Origin of the sequence: Streptococcus sp. A25 (assembly GCF_043674095.1) — a bacterium.
In the GTDB taxonomy this organism is placed as follows: domain Bacteria; phylum Bacillota; class Bacilli; order Lactobacillales; family Streptococcaceae; genus Streptococcus; species Streptococcus suis_V.
Map to the genome: position 1 here is coordinate 12,936 of NZ_JBIMJO010000025.1, position 18,167 is coordinate 31,102.

Here is an 18,167-nt window from a genome sequence, read left to right on the forward strand (position 1 = left end):
AAGGACTATTATGGTTGTATTACAAAATGATGTGACCATAGCTAATGAGCGGGCGACCGCCTTAGCAAATGGGGTATCGTCCCTATCAAGTAGCGGGACGGTTAGTAAAGATGAGCAAACCAAACTAGGTGGTAATGACAAGGCTAGGAGTGTCATTGATGCCTCTTACGATGTTTCTAAGGCAATTATCCAGACGATCCAGCAGATGTCCCAGAATATTCGTAGTGTTTCTAGTGAATTTGAGGATATGGATAAGCAGATTGGTAGCCAATTACGAGAGTTAAAGCAAGTTAATAGTACGGGATTTACGATCAATGGACCGAAATGATTTAATAGCCACAGAAAAACGATTGGCTGAGCGACTGACACAGGTTCAGGAATACCTGAAAGCTATTCAAGAGAGGCAAGAAACCTTGTTTCAACTGTCCAAGGAAGGTCAGCGGTTCTTTCAGGACACCTTAAACCTTCTTCGCGGTTCATCAGATTACTCTATTTTTCAAGGGCTCTATGATGAGCAAGTCTCAATTGATAAAAAGGTCAAGTCAGGTTTTGAACGTGAATTCGATGATTTACAGCAGGAGCACCGTCGCTTATCGGCTCAGTCAGAAGAACTAGCAACAGAGAGGCGAAAATTAGAACAGGAGGAAACGAATGGGCGTTGAAATGTATTTAGGTCAATCAGACTACCAAGCAGGTACAGCATCAAGCGTCTTATCTAATCGGATAAGTGCCTACAAGTCTATTCAAACCAGTTTACAGTCCTTTATAAATACAGGGAATCTTCAGGGCTTGACCTATCAGTCCGCTAAAAATTATAGCAGTCAAATACTTATCCCTTTAATTCAGGGTTGTATTCTACTGGATGAAGCGGTTAAGGAAGCTTGTGCTAAGCTTCCTAGAGAATATCGAAGTCAAGTTGACTCGATAGATCTTAGAGAAGATGAATTGCGTGAGAAAATCCGCCAAGCAGGGATGATGGCTAGTCGTTACGAGTATTTATCTTCTTTGGAACGTCAAAAAGATAAACCAAATTGGTCTCGGGAGTCGGATTTGTCTTTGACTGCTAGGCGTTATATGGAGGTTGAACGACGCTTGCAAGAGAAGTTGCAAAAGCTGTTAGCTTTTAATAGCCAATCAGCACAATATTTTGCTTCTGCTGAATCTCTATTAGCCTCGGTTCAACAAGGGCTTAATCAATGTAGGACCTCGTGGGATGCTAGAACTCAGAGTTTTATAATACCAGACAAGAAAGCACTTTCTTGGGTTAAAGATATAAATAATAAGTGGAAGAAAAGAGTAGATATTGTCGACATTGGAATTGACTACTTAATAAAACCTGATTTTATTTCCAAAGGTGCAGGTGCAATTCATCCATATGCTAAGACAACCTACCTTATGGGAAAAAGCTTTATGTCGGCTATTTCCAAGGATTATAAAAAATCTGGCTTTATGAAGTATGGTAAGCTAGGGAATATAGCTAATGATGACTTAAATACTGCTTGGCGTAGTATGAAAAAGTTTGCTAAAGCTAAAAATTGGAAATGGTACAAAAACTTAGGTTCTAAATGGAAAAAAGGTAGTTTTAATCAGTTTCTTAATACCGTCAACCATTCGGCTACTTCAAAGGTTGCTAATTTTAAAGTTTTCGGTAAGTACCCTGTAAAGAATATCAATTCTATGCTAGGGAAAATAACAGATCCTATAAAAACTTATGGCACAAAATTATTTAAATCTGTTACTAAGTCTAAACTAGCTAGTAAGCTTAAATTTCTCGGTAAAGCAACAAAAACTTTAGGTTGGGTTACTATTGTTGCTGATGTCTCTATTACAAGTATTAGGGAATACAATGATAAGAATAGTCGAGCCTATGGTAGTGTTGGTAAGTCATTAATTCATGCTGGAGTTTCACAGCTGAAAAGTGCTGGACCGATTGAGGGAGCAATGGCTGGGGCTGCAATTGGTGGACCTATAGCTCCAATAACAGCTACTATTGGATTCATAGCAGGCACTGCAAATACAGTTTGGGGTGTTGTATCTCCAAATACTAAAAATGCAGTTTATTCTTGGGTACAGAATGGCTTGGATGATGGCTATGATGCCGTTAAGAATGGACTAGGTAAAGCAGTGAAAGGTACTTGGAATACGGTAGCAAGTTGGTTTGGCGGAGGTTTAAAACATGCGTAATAAAGGACTCTTATCCGCAACGTTTGAACAGTCAAAAAAGGTTGTAAAAAAATCAGAAATCATGCGGTACAGTAATGATTTAGTATCTTCAATGAGTTTGTTAAAGAGGTTCATCCTAATTTTACCTGTTGCATTTCTGATAGGCTTGTTTTACATGTTAGGAGTAGCTCTACCGACATACGTCACCTCAGTTGATTCAATCAGTCTGGGTGAGTATACAATCAGAACTATTCACCAAATGGAATTAATCCTGTCTCCTTGGATAGAAAAGTTTATTATTTTGGAAGGCTTCATGCTTATAATAAATTTATTTCCAAAATCAGACTATGCATTTCAGTTACTATTTGGAGTCATGATTTCAATAGTTGTTACATTGATCGGTGTGTTAGGAATGCTTCCTATGTCAGTTGGTCTTACAGTAGGGGCATTCGGTTGGATTGGATTTGCCCTTCAATTACTAATCTGTATCTATCTCTGGAAATCTTTGGTAGAGTCTAGCGCAATACAGCTAAAACAACAGCTTTTCCAAGGGGTTCCTGCTGGTAAGGATTGGGGAGGGAGTCTGATGGTTGTAATCAAGAAATATGGTGGTGTTCTGTTACTACTCTCTATTGTCAATCGCTGGACTTTCAATTTTGGAGAAGTGTCTAACATTAGACCAGATATATTCAGCTTTTTGTACGGTTGGACCTTTCTATTCGTGACTGCTCTTATGATATTTGTTGCCAGTATAACATTGAAAAATTTTGTGGCAGTTTTTTACTTTTTTAAATACCGTAAAGAATACCGCCAGTTCTTTAAAGTCTCCAATGAGCAATGGTATGGCAAATGGCGTGGAAAAATGATAGATAAGAATAAACAAAAGGAGAAATAAAAATGACAAATGAATTATTACCATTAGGAAGTATTATCTACTTAGAGGAAGCGACAACAAAGTTAATGATTGTTGGTAGAGGTCCTATTTTTGAATCAGACGGTGAGAACGTTTATAGTGATTATGTAGGAATTATTTATCCCGAGGGGATTAATCCAGATGATGCCATTTTTTTCAATCACGAAAATATTGAAAAGGTAGTTTTTGAAGGCTACAAAGATGAAGAAGAAGAGCGTTTTATGGAAGTGTATAAAAGTTGGGAATCTGAGTTAGAAGTAAAGAAAGTAAAAATGTAGGCAAAAGTATTAAAGCTAAATATTCTTATAATCAATCTTAATTCTGACAAATTGACACCAAAATCTATCTTTCTTCAGTGGTATGAAGAGGTTAAGGCGAAAGTAGAAGGGAGCAAATAATTTTTAGCCTGACATTTTCTAGAGAGATGGATACTCACAGATTTGTTGAGTAAAAATTAATATTCTATACTGAAAAGCACTTGAAGAAACTAATACTTCAAGTGCTTTTATTTTGTGACTTTCAGTCCGTTTCGCTCCGCAATGCGAAACAAATAAACCACCCTCTATGCGGATGCGCATCGCTGGTTATACCAAAAAAAATCCAAACGCGATACAATATTGGTGTTCAAGCTTGATGTAAAGCGAAAGGAGCAAAAAATGGCACAAAAGGCACATAGTTTATTTCACACAAAGTGGATGTGTAAATACCACATTGTGTTTCCACCTAAGTATAGACGAAAAGTAATCTATAATCAATATCGAAGTAGTCTAGGTGAAATATTTCGACGATTATGTTGTTATAAAGGAGTCAAAATAATAGAAGGACATTTAATGCCAGACCACGTTCACATGTTAGTTAGTATCCCACCACGAATTAGTGTTTCAAGTTTTATGGGCTATTTAAAAGGCAAGAGTGCTCTTATGATGAGATTTGTAAGAAACTGTGACTGAAGGATTGCAGTTTTTTTGTGTTATAATTAGAAAAACAGATGGATTGATGATGTGGGTCGGCTACCAGAAGGCTATGTTTCTCCTTTGGAAAAGTAATAATATCACTCATAGTCTGAAGGCTATGAAGAAGCAGTCACACCAAAACCATCCAGCATTATAACTTTATTATTAATGATATTAAGACCTTAGATGAGTCAATCAAGCAATATGAGAGTAACCATGCTAGTCATGATTTGTCAGCGTTTAAAGAGCTGCTCGCCTCAACAAAGGCGCTCTTGGCGGAGTATAGTAATCGCCCTAGGACAGTAGCAACCTATCAATCAGGAGATATTGGTCGTTTAACTAACATTGAGCGTTTTGCGACAGCTTATGAGGCTGTGGCAAATCATCTTAGCAATAATGCGGAGCGTTTGCAGGCCGCTCAAGAACGAGATCAAGCACGATTTGAAGCCTTGGCAGCGGAAGAGAGAAGTAAGCAGGGGTGGATAGACTTGGCTTTAGGTGCAGTTACTATTGCAGTAGGTCTTGCGGCTATTGTTGCAACAGCAGGCGCTGCGACCCCTTTGGTTGTAGGTGCAGGCATTGTGGCAGGAACAGGCACTGTCGCCTATGGTGCTTCCAATGTGGCAGAAGCAGGACAAGATATTTACCTAGGCTACAAAGGTGATGGTAAAACCTTAGCCATCAACCCCATCCGAGATACCCTCTTCATGGGAAATGACAAACTATACCATCAAGTAGGAGGGCTCTTTACAACCACCAGTGCGGTGATGATACCCATCGGACAAACACAGAGTGTGACTAAAGGCCTCGCTGAGTTTGCGATAGGTGAAGTAGGCGGTTTTGTCGGAGGACAAGCAGGCTATCACGGAACAAAACTACTTGGAGGTAGTGAAGCTGATGCACAGCGTGCCAACTTAGTTGGTGGTATCCTAGGTGGTTTTGCGGCATCGTCTGCGGCGAGCAAGTTTAGTTTGAATGATGTAGTTGCGCCGAAGACAACTTCATTTATGGATGAGATGAGTCCTGAAGATGCACATAGGTATGCGGCTTGGAATGACTTAAGGGAAGCTGGTATTGACCAAAAGGTTATTAATGAAATTATCTTAACAAATAAAGGCTTAAGACCAAATCCAAGGACATATCTCTCACCAGAATATATGAATAGACATCTTTCGCAATTTGATGATGGTATCTCTATTATCCAGACTGATTTTGCATATTCAAGATTTACAGAATCAAATGGATTTGTCGGAGTTCCTGACGATAATACTTTATTTGTTTTGCCTAAAAAATATGCTGACGAAATTGCTTTGCAATCTGAGGGTGATTTGACTGTTTGGGAAGAAGCTTTAGGATTTAAAAAAGGTTATTTTTCGAACAGCGGAGGATTAGTCAAAATAGATGTTACAGATGTTGATGACTTAAACTTACGTATTCCTGATGGTAATGAATTTGGTGCAAATGAACTCTGGCAACCGGGTGGAAGAACGTATCCAGGGTACACATTAGAGGCTGTTACAGATGTTATACCAAATGAATTAACAACAGTTACAAGATTGGAGTAAAAAATGGAAAATAAAGCGTTTGATGCTTTTCAAAATGGAAATTTATTGAAGTTGCTTCGAGGAGATTATCCGTATAATTATCTAGTTTATTCAAATATGAATAATGTTATTCCTACAAATATCGAGGAAGTTGTATCAGATATCTTTAAAGTTTATGAATTAAACTCTGAAGTTTATTATGAGTTAAAAGAGTTATTATCTAACATGACAGTGCAGTCTGCTTCGGATTATTATTTGGTATGGCAATACGTGGAGTATATTTTATATAGAGAATCGAAAGGAACTGCTCCGTTTTCTATTATTGATAATGAGCTTGTTAGCAAAATGCAATTAGGAGCAAGAAAATTTTACAATCAATTACAATCAGAGATAGTATTTAATAATGGTTTGGAGAAACAAGAGCCTTGGAAAAGTATTGAAAGTAGTAATCGATTTATTAAAAACAAATTTAATCTTTCAATTCTAGAATAAAGAGGGGGATGCCGGAAGATGTCTTTACCACCTTACAAACTGATTTGAGGACGTCACGAGATCATCTGAAAAGTCAGATTGAATTATTAAATACCGCCAGGTCCAAAATATCTGATTTGGTGTCTTACTCTGGAAGCAGTCACACCAAAACCATCCAGCATTATAACTTTATTATTAATGATATTAAGACCTTAGATGAGTCAATCAAGCAATACGAGAGTAACCATGCTAGTCATGATTTGTCAGCGTTTAAAGAGCTGCTCGCCTCGACAAAGGCGCTCTTGGCGGAGTATAGTAATCGCCCTAGGACAGTAGCAACCTATCAATCAGGAGATATTGGTCGTTTAACTAACATTGAGCGTTTTGCGACAGCTTATGAGGCTGTGGCAAATCATCTTAGCAATAATGCGGAGCGTTTGCAGGCCGCTCAAGAACGAGATCAAGCACGATTTGAAGTTCTGGCAGCGGAAGAGAGAAGTAAGCAGGGTTGGATAGACTTGGCTTTAGGTGCAGATACTATTGCAGTAGGTCTTGCGGCTATTGTAGCAACAGCAGGTGCTGCGACCCCTTTGGTTGTAGGTGCAGGCGTTGTAGCAGGAACAGGCACAATCGCCTATGGTGCTTCCAATGTGGCAGAAGCAGGACAAGATATTTACCTAGGCTATAAAGGGGATGGTAAAACCTTAGCCATCAACCCCATCCGAGATACCCTCTTCATGGGAAATGACAAACTATACCACCAAGTTGGAGGTCTTTTTACAACAGCTAGTGCCGTGATGATCCCCATCGGATAAACACAGAGTGTCACTAAAGGCCTGGCTGAGTTTGCGATAGGTGAAGTAGGAGGTTTTGTCGGAGGTCAGGTAGGCTATCACGGAACAAAACTGCTTGGAGGCAGTGAAGCCGATGCGCAACGAGCCAACTTAGTCGGAAGCATCTTAGGAGGCTATGCGGCATCGTCTGCGGCAAGCAAGTTTAGTTTGAATAATGTGGGTGGAATAAAATTAAAGCAGTCAACCTATTCTACAGATGAATTGATTGACTATTATGATAAAGTACACAATAACTTGACCCCGTCTGAAATTGAAGCATTAAGAATATATTCAAGTAACGATTACACATATATAAACAACTATATGCGTGGTTTTAGAGATGATCTGGGACCGGTCTCAAGAGAAACAATTGATGGTATCTATTCAGCTCTAAATAAAATGGAGATACCGCAAGATATGACACTTTATCGAGGAACAGATGTATCACCCTTTGAAGAGATGTTAAAAGAAAAAGTCACAGGCGGTTATGATTGGCAATCTCTAGTTGGGAAAACTTACACAGACCCAGCTTTTCTAAGTACTTCTATAGAACAATCTGCCTCTTTTGCTTCGACAGGAGGAAATAATATTTTGTGGGAAATAACAGCACCTAAAGGAACTCCAGGAGGTATGCTAAATCAAATTAGTTTATTTCCAAATGAAATGGAGATGCTCTTAAATTCAAATACAACTTTATTAATTAATGAAGTAATGGAAACGAGCAGTGGTATTACTGTTAGAATGAATGTTGTCAGATAAGGAGGTAGTGTATGCGACTATATGAAAAATGGGCAGAAGATTCAAAACAGATTGGATTATACAATAGAAAACAACAAGCACAAGCTGTCATCTATGGGTTAGCCATTGGTGATGCCATTGGAGTTCCATTTGAATTTCGAGAACGAGATACTTACACTGTTAAAGACATGGTAGGATATGGAACTTATAATCTCCCAGCTGGGACTTGGTCAGATGATACATCTTTAACATTGGCTCTGATGGAACATCTATCTGAAAAATCAAAATTAAGTGATTTAATGGATAAATTTGCGGCTTATCGCAATGGCTATTTGACCCCATACGGTGATTGTTTTGATATCGGAATTGCGACAAATCAAGCTATTGAGCGTTATCTTGCAGGAAATTCGCCAGAGGAATCTGGAGGGAGTGGAGAGCGAGATAATGGTAATGGTGCATTAATGAGAATATCGCCCCTGGCACTCATCTTACGACGTGAATTCAACTTTTTAGCTAAAGTGGAATGCATAGAATCATATACAAAAATTACTCATCGACATCCGAGAGCTATTGTTGGTTCAATTCTATATATTCAAATACTTATTGGTCTATTGTTAAATAATAGTTTATCTGAATCTCTGAGTGGGGCTAATAGTTTATTTCTCGACCACCTTTCAAAAAATACAGTATACCTCAAAGAATTTGAGGAAAATTACCAAAATATATTTAGTGAAAATTTCTTTGAAACTACTCGAGAGAATATTTTTTCTACAGGCTATGTGGTTGATACATTAAAAGCAGCTATTTGGAGCGTTGGCACAACAGATAGTTTTGATGAAGCAGTTCTTAAAGCTGTTAACTTAGGGGGAGATACAGATACTATTGGGGCAATCACTGGAACACTAGCTGGTGCTCTGTATAAAATTGAAAGTATACCAGAAGAATGGATACAGAAACTTGCTAATAAATCATTGATAGATGAAAAAATAAAAGAATTTCTTACCTATTTTCAAGTAAAATAGTATCAAAAAATGGGAGTTTTAAACAAAGAATTATTATTATTCTAGTTCTTATTTGTATAAAATGAGTTTTAGCAGAGTTTTTGTTCTGCTTTTTCACAAGCTATGGGCTATAAAATCAAATTCGACGATATCACCTCTCTCCAGATTAGCACCCAGACAACCATTGGTTCATGGGGTGAATCTGTTTCTAGTCTGAATACAGCTATGTCAAGTTTCATCAACGACCCCAACCTCCAAGGTCAAGCAGTTACGAGTATTCGGACTTATCTGAGCGAAGTTCACGGCACGTTTTTGCAGACATTAATCAATCTGATGAATGATTACTCCGCTAGTCTCTTGCTTTATAAGGATGGTTATTATAACATAGACAGCAACAACCATGCAGAGTTGCCAGAGAATACCTTTACGACGTTACAGTCTGACTTGAAGACGTCACGATATCATCTGAAAAGTCAGATTGAATTATTAAATACCGCCAGGTCCAAAATATCTGATTTGGTGTCTTACTCTGGAAGCAGTCACACCAAAACCATCCAGCATTATAACTTTATTATTAATGATATTAAGACCTTAGATGAGTCAATCAAGCAATATGAGAGTAACCATGCTAGTCATGATTTGTCAGCTTTTAAAGAGTTGCTCGCCTCAACAAAGGCGCTCTTGGCGGAGTATAGTAATCGCCCAAGGATAGTGGCAACCTATCAATCCGGAGATATTGGTCGTTTAACTAACATTGAGCGTTTTGCGACAGCTTATGAGGCTGTGGCAAATCATCTTAGCAATAATGCGGAGCGCTTACAAGCTGCCCAAGAACGAGATCAAGCACGATTTGAAGCTCTGGCAGCGGAAGAGAGAAGTAAGCAGGGTTGGATAGACTTGGCTTTAGGTGCAGTCACTATTGCAGTAGGTCTTGCGGCTATTGTAGCAACAGCAGGCGCTGCGACCCCTTTGGTTGTAGGTGCAGGCATTGTGGCAGGAACAGGCACTGTCGCCTATGGTGCTTCCAATGTGGCAGAAGCAGGACAAGATATTTACCTAGGCTATAAAGGTGATGGTAAAACCTTAGCCATCAACCCCATCCGAGATACCCTCTTCATGGGAAATGACAAACTATACCATCAAGTAGGAGGGCTCTTTACAACCACTAGTGCCGTGATGATACCCATCGGACAAACACAGAGTGTAACTAAAGGACTAACAGAGTTTGCGATAGGCGAGGTTGGAGGTTTTGTCGGAGGTCAGGCAGGCTATCACGGAACCAAACTCCTTGGAGGAAGCGAAGCTGATGCCGAGCGTGCAACTTTTGTAGGCAGTATTTTAGGTGGCTTTGCGGCATCATCAGCAGCAAGTCGGTTTAGTTTGAATGAGCCAGTAAGAAATCTAAAGAGGCCAGAATTGATGGAAGAATTAGCAAATAGTGGTTATAAATATGATGTGGATGCTGTTATTTTAGTTAACAAAAATACTGATGGGAAGTTATTATGGCTAGAGAAAGGAACATCAAAAGCAGGCTACGACCATATTGTATTACGACATGGTGATGATTTTGAAAATCTAGGTATTACTGATATTCCACTATTTATAGATGACACATTGGGAATTAAACCAATTCAAACAGGAGTAGGTGCAAAAGGCCCGTTTGCAAAATATAAGATTGAAGGACGACACTATACTTTAGCATACGGAAATAATGGATTCATTGTTTCCTTTTACCCAAGTAAATAAGGAGAAGAATAATGCACAAATTGAAAGAAATAAGGGAGTATGAGAGCACACGTGATTTGATTTTTCAAAACATAAACACTCAGACGATTGATATATGTTTTGATGATTCTGAGTTATTAAGTATTGATAACTTTGATTTTGTAAAAGAAGGCAACACATATGAGTGTAGTATCTTTCTATTTGGAAATATAGATGAAATGGGAGAGAGATTTTACATAATTGGGAGCGATTATATTGGTAACAGAAGACTAACTAAGTTGAAAAACGAAATTGGAGATTCGTATTTTATTTCCTATACTGGTCTGGAAGAAGACACGACCATAAACTATTCATATACAAGAAAAGATATTATTAAAGTAGATGCAAAGATTCACCCTGATTTTATGGAATGTTGAAGGTTTGGAAGTGGACGATAATACTTTTTTTGGTTAAGTAAAGATCATGCGGATATCATTCAAGAAGTTGCTAACGGAAATAACCGGATTTACGAGGCACTTTTAGGGTTTGACCCAGGTTATTTAGGTGATGAGCCACTTTATCGAATTGATGTTGCACCAGAAATTGTTGAAAAACGCGGGCTTTCTATACCAAGTGGGAACGAAACTGGAGCAAATGATTGGTGGCGTCCAGGCGGCCGTACATACCCTGGGGATATGCCAGAAGGAGTTATGAAAGATGTTGGCATTGAGGAAGGAGACTACACATGGAAAAAAGTGGATTAAGCTGGGAAGATGTCATAAAATTTGAAGAAGTCAAAGGCTACGGGGAACATATTTGGAAAAATCATAACCAATACTACTATGTTACTGAAGAAGGAGGCATTGCCGTACAACGAGTCGTTTATGAACTGCCAAAGGACTTGTTTGAGTTATTGGAACGCAACGAAAAAAGTATGGCAGATATCCATTTTAAGTTGAGATATGATTCCTGGCCACCAAAAGTAACACAATTAGAGGCTGATAAAAATTTCTTGAGAGATAATCCAGAGCTATTGAACAATGATGTTGCCAATCAAAAACTTTTTACAAGGAAAGAGCTAGAAGAAATACTACCGGCGGGAAGTGAAATATTGGCTAGTAGTGACAGTTGAGACTACATATGGAAAAAAGTGGATTAAGCTGGGAAAATGTCATAAAATTTGAAGAAGTAAAAGGCTACGGGGAACATATTTGGAAAAATCATGACCAATACTACTATGTTACAGAAGAAGGAGGCATTGCCGTACAACGAGTCGTTTATGAACTGCCAAAGGACTTGTTTGAGTTATTGGAACGCAACGAAAAAAGTATGGCAGATATCCATTTTAAGTTGAGATATGATTCCTGGCCACCAACGGAAGAACAAAAAAAAGCTAGTGAAAAAAAATTCGTGGAAAAAGGACTGACCCCTTTGATAGCTAATCCAAAGAGTAGAGAGTTATTTTCTCAAGAGGAACTTGAAGAGCTTATCCCGCTTGCAGAACAAAAATGGATTGACTGGAAAGGCAAGCTGCCAGATGATTATGTTTCTCCCTTTAAAAAGTAATAATATCACTCATAGTCTGAAGGCTATGAAGAAGCAGTCACACCAAAACCATCCAGCATTATAACTTTATTATTAATGATATTAAGACCTTAGATGAGTCAATCAAGCAATACGAGAGTAACCATGCTAGTCATGATTTGTCAGCTTTTAAAGAGTTACTCGCCTCAACAATTGAATAGTTTTAAAAATGAAGTAAATAGAAAATACTTCAGATGCTATATTTCATAATTTTAATGAGGTAGCTATGGAGTGTCACTGACCGAGAAAAACGGGATTATCCTTACAGATATTTCTAATAACAGGCTTGGGTATGATAGTGACTTTGTACTCATTGTTACATAACAAACAGAGAGGAAAGCAGTGAGATGAAAATATCCTTTTTAAGCTCACCCCTATGTGGATCAATATAGCCAATCGAAAGAGCACTAGCTTTTTCAGAAGAGATTAAGGAGTGGTATTTCCAAGTGTGTTAAAGGGAGGTAATAAATGAAAACATGGCAAAAATGGCTAGCAGGTATTCTAGCTAGTATCACAGTCTTGATTGGATTAGGAGTAATCTATCAGATGAATAAAGAACAAGAACTTAGAGAAGAAATGATTAAAATAGTGGAGAGTGATGAGGCGAAATTAGTATTTGAAAGGGTTTTAAAAAAATTAGACTCTGAATCCTTGACAGAAGTTGGGACTATAAAATCCTATGTGGTAGATTACGATAGTTTGCAGAAAAATCCTATGGGAGGAATATTTGTGAGTTTGCTGATAAATGAGAATTCGAATCTAGAAGTCACTATATCCCTGAATCGTCGCATCTCGTCTGACGAACTTAGAGCCGGGGGCGTAACTTACTCAGAAGAACTAGATAATTTATTAAAATAGGACTATTTTATGAAAAATTACACAGACTATCAAAGACAGCAAATTGCTGAAGAAGAATATAATAGCCGACTGAAATTCGGTCAGCCTGTTACAATAGATGAGGGAAAAACAACCATCGGCTATGTTGCAGAAGTTGAAAAGACCGGTTCAGTTTCAAAGCCTATGTCATAACAGATATAAAGTTGCCGAAAAAAACTACTCAAGAACAACTTGATAAAGTCAGTCAAGTCACCATGCTCTACGAAGGATCTACAGCTTCTTTTTCTTCTCCAACAAAGACATTCGACACTGCTCTAGATTGGGTTGTTAATGATTTACCAGTGGCCGCAAGGGTTCTATGTAAAATCAAATAAGTCAATATCCGAGTGAGCTTGAATTACTACTATATTCAAATTCTAAATTTGTGATTAATGAGGTTATCGAAATTGGGGTGTTTCGATGGACGATATAAAAGAGATGAGAACTTTGACTATAGATGTAGAGTTCATAAATCCTCCTGGTCGCCATGGAGGACGAGGATCAACTAAAGCTCATAACGAAATTTTAAAAATTATTGATTCTGCGAGCGCATATGAGGATTTTGTAGTTGAGTTAAATGAGTGGGCGAAACGACGTATGAAAACGGTATTTTAGACTTACCAATAGGATTAAGGAGATATGAGATGCAAAGAGTAACATTATGGCTTGGAAATTTTCAATCTGCTGAAGATTTAAAAAAATATTTGTATGTTGGATATACCGACGATGGAGACAGTATTGACTCCAATTTTGAGAAAGATTTTCATCTAGGTTTTTATGATAGATATTTAATAGAAAGTGACTGGATTGAAAACAAAGAAGTAGCATTATTTGTTTTACTTGATGGATTTTCATATGATAATCAGATAATACAGCAGTTTTTAGAAACAGGAAGAGAGTACAATACTATAATTTTGATATATGATTACTCCTATGATAAACGAATATTAAGAAAAGAAACGGATAATTTTTTTCTTGAATTGATTGGAACTGCCTCATATGAAGTCTAGATAATAAAGTAAACTAGCCTCTGCAGCTGATAATATAGCTGGTAAACTTCGTCTTGCCGATGAAATAATCAGCACTGCAGGACAGAATTTCCGCCTCAACATTGGTATAGAAGCACAATTGATTGATGGCTTTATGCCAACTACACCTCCAGGAAAATTGTCTGGGCTAGCGGATAACCTCCAAGCCATTGCCAAGAATTTGGATAGCAGTGTGGATGATGTGATGGAAAGTGGTGCAAATGCCAAAGTACCATATGGGGAGCATATTGTAATTGGTAAATATGGTAAGAAACAACTTTTACAGACATTCAGTATGTAAGTAAGCAGGGGTACAAATATACAACGGATTCATTAGGACGGATTGTATCGGTTAAAGCAGATGAATTTATATTAGATTTGGTTTCTCGAAATCTATATAGCCAGCGGACTATTGGTGGTGCAGACAGGCTAGCAGACGATGATGGAGGGCACTTAATTGCCTCGATGTTTAAAGGCTCAGGAGATTTTGATAACTTAGTGGCTATGAATCGTGATATTAATCGTAGTTGTGGAGTATGGTTCGATATGGAGCAAGAATGGAAGAGAGCACTAAGTGAAGTTCCTACTAAAAAGGTATCTGTTAATATTGAACCTGTTTTTGGTTCAAGTTCAGTTAGACCAGATTGTTTCAAAATCAGGTATAAAATTGAATGTGAGCCTATTAGAATCCGTCAGGTTAATTATAAAGCAGGAGGTTAACTATGTTTGAAAATGAATTAAATCAGTTAATAAAGAGAATGGTTGAAGTTACAAATGCAATGATACCAATTAATTGGAAAGATTTATACATTTATACTGAATTACAAGATGGTGAAGGAGAAACGTTATTCTTTTATATTAGTTCAGAGGAGGAAGAGAAATATAAATACTCTCATGATATTCCAGAGGAATATAACATTTCATTTTCAGAGTATATGAATGGGTTTAATGAGTTAATGTCTATTTCACGAGAAATACATAACCTGTTAGATAAGCATGGTCAAGAAAAATGGGTATGTATGACAATTATTGTACATAATCAATCAACATTAAAAGTTGAATTTGATTATGCAGATTGGCTAAATAGTTCTTATACATCCAATCAAAGATTAAAATATTTTCAATACACACATCTTGGAAAAATCCCTCAAAATGAATTAGAAATGAAATTGTTTGAAGAGATGGAAGAATTTCAGAAAAAAAATAACAGTTAAAATTCTATTTCTAGAGGAAGGAGGTATGGTAGCCTATAGATTTGATAAAATAAAGGGCTAATTGTCAACGCAGGGCAAATCTTTGGTGATTTGTTTGGTGGATCACCTGAATTGGATAATCTTTTGTCACAATCCAAGGATGTCAATTTGATAGAATATCGACGGATAGAACGTAGATGGGAGAGCGCCCTCAAGTCTCAACCACCTAAAAAAAGTTCATAATGTGGATATTAGGATTCGTTATGATGGTTCATCTGGTCTACCAAGTAGTTTTGAGGTTTTTTATAGTATTGATGGCGTTGATTTTTTTGAAAGTATATCAAATCTAAGATAGGAGAATAGCAATGACTTTTGAGGATAAATTTACAGAGAAGCAGAAAGATATGATTACTTTATCACTGGAGTATGCCGAAAGGTTGAGTAGTGATGTTGAGAAAATATATCTATACGCTTCACACGAGAATTCTTCATATAGTTTTAATATTTTTTATAGCATAAATGGCGAGGTGATGACTATGCGTCAACTTGCGACTCTAAATGGAGTTAGAGCTAACAATGATTTAATTTTTGATGTTTTAAAAATTGGAACCGAAGATTTAAAAGAGGTTGAAAAAATTTGTAAAAAGTACAGCAGATCCATGCCAACCCAAATCAAACTTATTTATGATAATGTAAATAAGAAGGTTCATGCAGATTACTCTTATGACCTATTTTATTCAAATTCTGATACTTTAACTTCATTTGATATTTTTAATCAATGGTATGAAGAAGTCAAAGCCGAGATTGAGAATAGATAAGTCATAGCTCATTAGTCTTTGGAAGAGTTTTGGGATTTATATAGTAAAGGTGGAAAATATTATACGTCCGTGAAAGGAGATTACATAAATGAGAGATAAAAAGAAAAATGAGGATTATTTTTACCGATTGCAACAATTCTATCAATTAAACCTAGAGGAAGATATTTCATTAATTCCTAATGTAAAGAAAGAATATTTGAAGGATCATTTTCGTGACTTAGTTAGAGAATATGAAACCCTCTTCAAAATCGGCTACTCCATTGGAGTTGAGATTGATAATCTATTTGATTATTATAAAGGTACATTAATTTATTTGGACCAGGTTGCTAATGAGGGTGTACCATTTTATAGAGCAGTTGATATATTTGCTTTGGGAGTCCTTTATAGTGAGCGTAAGGAAGAGTTTATTGATGTATTAAAATCAATTTATGACCAATTAACACATACCGATGGTGTGATTGAGTACTATATGGCTTATCTGTTTCATGACAAAATTGTCCCATATCGTTCAGTTTTAGAGTATCAGAATATGATTGGTGATGATTTTGACAGTGTTCAAAAAGCCCAAGGTTTTTGGTATTATGAACATTCAGATGCACCTTGGTATGAGACACATCATTATGACAATCGTGGTTACTATGGTTACTGGGCTTTTGATACGGCGGCAACTTGTAAAATCAAAGGTATTTTTGATGAGCGATTGAAAAATTTAGATTATTTCCCTTATGATTTGTTGGTGCAGAAGTAGCAGTAATTAGCAGAGCTAGTTTTCAGCTCTGCTATTTTTCTAAAGTAAGAGCACTACCTTGCCTTAAAAATTGATGATTTTGGGAAACAACTTGACAATCTAGTGACTGATAAGGTATCACCAATAGCTGACAATGTTGCTGGTAAACTTCGTCATGCGGGTGAGACACTCAGCACTGCTGCACAAAATTTCCGCCTCAACATTGGTTTAGAACCACAATTGATTGATGGCTTTATGCCAACTCCGCCTCCAGGGAAATTGTCTGGGCTAGCGGATAACATCCAAGCCTTTGCCAAGAATTTGGATGGCAGTGTGGATGAGGTGGCGAAAGCTTCTGATGCTTTGAAAGAAGTGCCGCATGGAGAACATATTATTAAAGGGTCACATGGTAAAAAACTGCTTGCTCCTAATGTAAAATATGTTAGTGAAGAAGGTTATGAATATACAACAGATTCTCTTGAACGGATATCATCAGTTAACGCAGATAATTTAGTGCTAGAAACGGCAGATAGAAATCTATATAGTCAACGAACAGTTGGAGGCATTGGTCGCTTACTTGAAGATGATGGTGGGCACTTGATAGCGTCCATGATTAAAGGGGCGGGTGATATTGATAACTTAGTAGCGATGCATAATGATATCAATCGTAGTGGTGGTGTATGGTACAATATGGAGCAAGAGTGGAGGTAGGCATTAAGTGAAGTCCCACCGAAGAAAGTATCTGTTAGTATTGAACCGGTATATGATGAAGGCGTTACTTCTCTACGACCTGATAAATTTAAAGTAAGATATCAAATCGAAAATGAAGATTTAATTGTCCGAAATATAAAAAATCAAGCAGGAGGTTAATCATGAGTATTGAAAATGATATTCAAAATAAAATTATTGAAGTTATTAAAAGTGTAAATAAATCAATCCCAATAGAATGTAGTGAAATTTATATTAATATTGAGATGTCTGAAGATGGCGGTGGGGTATATTTTGATTTTAAATCATCTAAGGATGACAAATTCTATTATAGTTTAATGATTGGTGGACAATTTAAAGTTGATGAGATTCAGTTAGAAAGATTGTTTGATATACAATTTGAGTTAGGATATGATCTATGGAAAATATTCAAAGACAATCATTTACCAACTTGGGAGTCCGTAGTAATTTCAGTTATACGTGATAGAATGTCAACTACGTTTGATTATACACCATGGAGTAAATATAACTACGGTCCTACAGATAGAAGAAACTTTTTTAAATATAAATATCTTGGTTTTAAACCGAGATCAGATAAAGAGGCTCAAAACTTTAAAGAAATGGAAGAATTTCAAAAGAAATATAATAATTAAAGGAATGGCTTTCAGGGCTGGATATTTTTCAGTCCTGAGTTTATCTTTGATGAGACGAATTAACTTGCATCAACATTTACTGAATTTTTATCATTATTGACTCCTTAGATTGTTCGGAGTAATTGGAGAAAGTATGAATAAATTTAATGGTTCAATAATAACACCTCTTCCAACTGAAGAATATTTAAATTGTCAAATTAAGTTAGACTTTTTATATAACTCAGAAAAACTTGGTAAGGTGTTTGATAATTCAAAGACTT

26 protein-coding genes and 1 pseudogene are annotated in these 18,167 nt (G+C 36.9%); all 27 read left to right on the forward strand.

The features are described from left to right. The first annotated feature begins 10 nt into the window (after nucleotides 1-10). The 27 genes and pseudogenes from ACHBID_RS10145 to ACHBID_RS10275 all read left to right on the forward strand — a co-directional run bounded on the left by ACHBID_RS10145 (nucleotide 11) and on the right by ACHBID_RS10275 (nucleotide 17,907). Nucleotides 11-328 carry a TIGR04197 family type VII secretion effector gene (locus ACHBID_RS10145; protein ID WP_394732231.1) on the forward strand — a complete coding sequence of 106 codons (318 nt, stop codon included), beginning with the start codon at nucleotides 11-13 and terminating at the stop codon, nucleotides 326-328. After that, nucleotides 315-662 carry a DUF3958 family protein gene (locus ACHBID_RS10150; RefSeq protein WP_394732232.1) on the forward strand — a complete coding sequence of 116 codons (348 nt, stop codon included), beginning with the start codon at nucleotides 315-317 and terminating at the stop codon, nucleotides 660-662. The genes ACHBID_RS10145 and ACHBID_RS10150 overlap by 14 nt, the downstream gene beginning before the upstream one ends. Beyond that, the gene (locus ACHBID_RS10155) at nucleotides 652-2,184 is read left to right on the forward strand and encodes a hypothetical protein (protein ID WP_394732233.1); all 1,533 of its coding nucleotides are present in this window, start codon (nucleotides 652-654) and stop codon (nucleotides 2,182-2,184) included. Before ACHBID_RS10150 ends, ACHBID_RS10155 begins: the two co-directional genes overlap by 11 nt. After that, nucleotides 2,177-3,058 carry a hypothetical protein gene (locus ACHBID_RS10160; RefSeq protein WP_394732234.1) on the forward strand — a complete coding sequence of 294 codons (882 nt, stop codon included), beginning with the start codon at nucleotides 2,177-2,179 and terminating at the stop codon, nucleotides 3,056-3,058. The genes ACHBID_RS10155 and ACHBID_RS10160 overlap by 8 nt, the downstream gene beginning before the upstream one ends. 2 nt (nucleotides 3,059-3,060) lie before the next feature. After that, a complete protein-coding gene (locus ACHBID_RS10165; RefSeq protein ID WP_394732235.1) occupies nucleotides 3,061-3,354 on the forward strand; it encodes a DUF4176 domain-containing protein in 294 nt (97 codons plus the stop codon). Between the two features lie 378 nt (nucleotides 3,355-3,732). Further along, nucleotides 3,733-4,002, forward strand: a pseudogene (tnpA, locus tag ACHBID_RS10170) (IS200/IS605 family transposase); the annotation flags it as partial. Between the two features lie 299 nt (nucleotides 4,003-4,301). Next, nucleotides 4,302-5,594: a hypothetical protein gene (locus ACHBID_RS10175; protein WP_394732236.1), complete on the forward strand. Its 1,293-nt coding sequence runs from the start codon at nucleotides 4,302-4,304 to the stop codon at nucleotides 5,592-5,594. Nucleotides 5,595-5,597: 3 nt separating this feature from the next. Further along, nucleotides 5,598-6,065: a hypothetical protein gene (locus tag ACHBID_RS10180; protein ID WP_208563168.1), complete on the forward strand. Its 468-nt coding sequence runs from the start codon at nucleotides 5,598-5,600 to the stop codon at nucleotides 6,063-6,065. A gap of 8 nt (nucleotides 6,066-6,073) precedes the next feature. Next, complete coding sequence (locus tag ACHBID_RS10185; RefSeq protein WP_394732237.1) at nucleotides 6,074-6,859, forward strand: hypothetical protein; 786 nt, start codon at nucleotides 6,074-6,076, stop codon at nucleotides 6,857-6,859. A 195-nt stretch (nucleotides 6,860-7,054) separates the two neighbouring features. Continuing rightward, nucleotides 7,055-7,636: an ADP-ribosyltransferase gene (locus ACHBID_RS10190; protein ID WP_394732238.1), complete on the forward strand. Its 582-nt coding sequence runs from the start codon at nucleotides 7,055-7,057 to the stop codon at nucleotides 7,634-7,636. A gap of 11 nt (nucleotides 7,637-7,647) precedes the next feature. Then, nucleotides 7,648-8,637 carry an ADP-ribosylglycohydrolase family protein gene (locus ACHBID_RS10195; RefSeq protein ID WP_208563170.1) on the forward strand — a complete coding sequence of 330 codons (990 nt, stop codon included), beginning with the start codon at nucleotides 7,648-7,650 and terminating at the stop codon, nucleotides 8,635-8,637. Between the two features lie 102 nt (nucleotides 8,638-8,739). Beyond that, nucleotides 8,740-10,362, forward strand: a complete 1,623-nt coding sequence (locus ACHBID_RS10200; protein WP_394732239.1) for a T7SS effector LXG polymorphic toxin — start codon at nucleotides 8,740-8,742, stop codon at nucleotides 10,360-10,362. A gap of 11 nt (nucleotides 10,363-10,373) precedes the next feature. Continuing rightward, nucleotides 10,374-10,757, forward strand: coding sequence for a hypothetical protein (locus tag ACHBID_RS10205; RefSeq protein ID WP_105123597.1), 384 nt, complete (start codon nucleotides 10,374-10,376; stop codon nucleotides 10,755-10,757). 308 nt (nucleotides 10,758-11,065) lie between these two features. After that, entirely contained in the window at nucleotides 11,066-11,452 is a 387-nt protein-coding gene (locus ACHBID_RS10210) for a hypothetical protein (RefSeq protein WP_394732240.1), read from the forward strand. Between the two features lie 8 nt (nucleotides 11,453-11,460). Continuing rightward, complete coding sequence (locus ACHBID_RS10215; protein ID WP_394732241.1) at nucleotides 11,461-11,886, forward strand: hypothetical protein; 426 nt, start codon at nucleotides 11,461-11,463, stop codon at nucleotides 11,884-11,886. Nucleotides 11,887-12,372: 486 nt separating this feature from the next. Continuing rightward, entirely contained in the window at nucleotides 12,373-12,762 is a 390-nt protein-coding gene (locus ACHBID_RS10220; RefSeq protein WP_394732242.1) for a DUF1310 family protein, read from the forward strand. Nucleotides 12,763-12,771: 9 nt separating this feature from the next. After that, nucleotides 12,772-12,933: a hypothetical protein gene (locus ACHBID_RS10225; protein ID WP_394732243.1), complete on the forward strand. Its 162-nt coding sequence runs from the start codon at nucleotides 12,772-12,774 to the stop codon at nucleotides 12,931-12,933. Between the two features lie 267 nt (nucleotides 12,934-13,200). Continuing rightward, entirely contained in the window at nucleotides 13,201-13,395 is a 195-nt protein-coding gene (locus ACHBID_RS10230) for a hypothetical protein (protein ID WP_202854149.1), read from the forward strand. 29 nt (nucleotides 13,396-13,424) lie between these two features. Further along, nucleotides 13,425-13,790: an immunity 22 family protein gene (locus tag ACHBID_RS10235; RefSeq protein WP_394732244.1), complete on the forward strand. Its 366-nt coding sequence runs from the start codon at nucleotides 13,425-13,427 to the stop codon at nucleotides 13,788-13,790. Nucleotides 13,791-13,923: 133 nt separating this feature from the next. Then, nucleotides 13,924-14,109, forward strand: a complete 186-nt coding sequence (locus ACHBID_RS10240; protein WP_394732245.1) for a hypothetical protein — start codon at nucleotides 13,924-13,926, stop codon at nucleotides 14,107-14,109. A gap of 41 nt (nucleotides 14,110-14,150) precedes the next feature. Then, nucleotides 14,151-14,528, forward strand: a complete 378-nt coding sequence (locus ACHBID_RS10245) for a DNA/RNA non-specific endonuclease (RefSeq protein WP_238140819.1) — start codon at nucleotides 14,151-14,153, stop codon at nucleotides 14,526-14,528. Nucleotides 14,529-14,530: 2 nt separating this feature from the next. Further along, nucleotides 14,531-15,022, forward strand: coding sequence for an immunity protein YezG family protein (locus ACHBID_RS10250; RefSeq protein WP_105123602.1), 492 nt, complete (start codon nucleotides 14,531-14,533; stop codon nucleotides 15,020-15,022). A gap of 78 nt (nucleotides 15,023-15,100) precedes the next feature. Next, nucleotides 15,101-15,244 (forward strand): DNA/RNA non-specific endonuclease, encoded by a 144-nt coding sequence (locus tag ACHBID_RS10255; protein WP_269088527.1) that lies wholly within the window; start codon nucleotides 15,101-15,103, stop codon nucleotides 15,242-15,244. Between the two features lie 122 nt (nucleotides 15,245-15,366). Continuing rightward, nucleotides 15,367-15,819 carry a hypothetical protein gene (locus ACHBID_RS10260; protein ID WP_394732246.1) on the forward strand — a complete coding sequence of 151 codons (453 nt, stop codon included), beginning with the start codon at nucleotides 15,367-15,369 and terminating at the stop codon, nucleotides 15,817-15,819. A gap of 88 nt (nucleotides 15,820-15,907) precedes the next feature. Beyond that, nucleotides 15,908-16,567 carry a PoNe immunity protein domain-containing protein gene (locus tag ACHBID_RS10265; protein WP_394732247.1) on the forward strand — a complete coding sequence of 220 codons (660 nt, stop codon included), beginning with the start codon at nucleotides 15,908-15,910 and terminating at the stop codon, nucleotides 16,565-16,567. 102 nt (nucleotides 16,568-16,669) lie between these two features. Then, on the forward strand, nucleotides 16,670-17,257 hold the full coding sequence (locus tag ACHBID_RS10270) for a DNA/RNA non-specific endonuclease (protein WP_394732248.1): 588 nt from the start codon (nucleotides 16,670-16,672) through the stop codon (nucleotides 17,255-17,257). A 161-nt stretch (nucleotides 17,258-17,418) separates the two neighbouring features. Continuing rightward, nucleotides 17,419-17,907 (forward strand): immunity protein YezG family protein, encoded by a 489-nt coding sequence (locus tag ACHBID_RS10275; protein WP_105111812.1) that lies wholly within the window; start codon nucleotides 17,419-17,421, stop codon nucleotides 17,905-17,907. Nucleotides 17,908-18,167 lie beyond the last annotated feature (260 nt).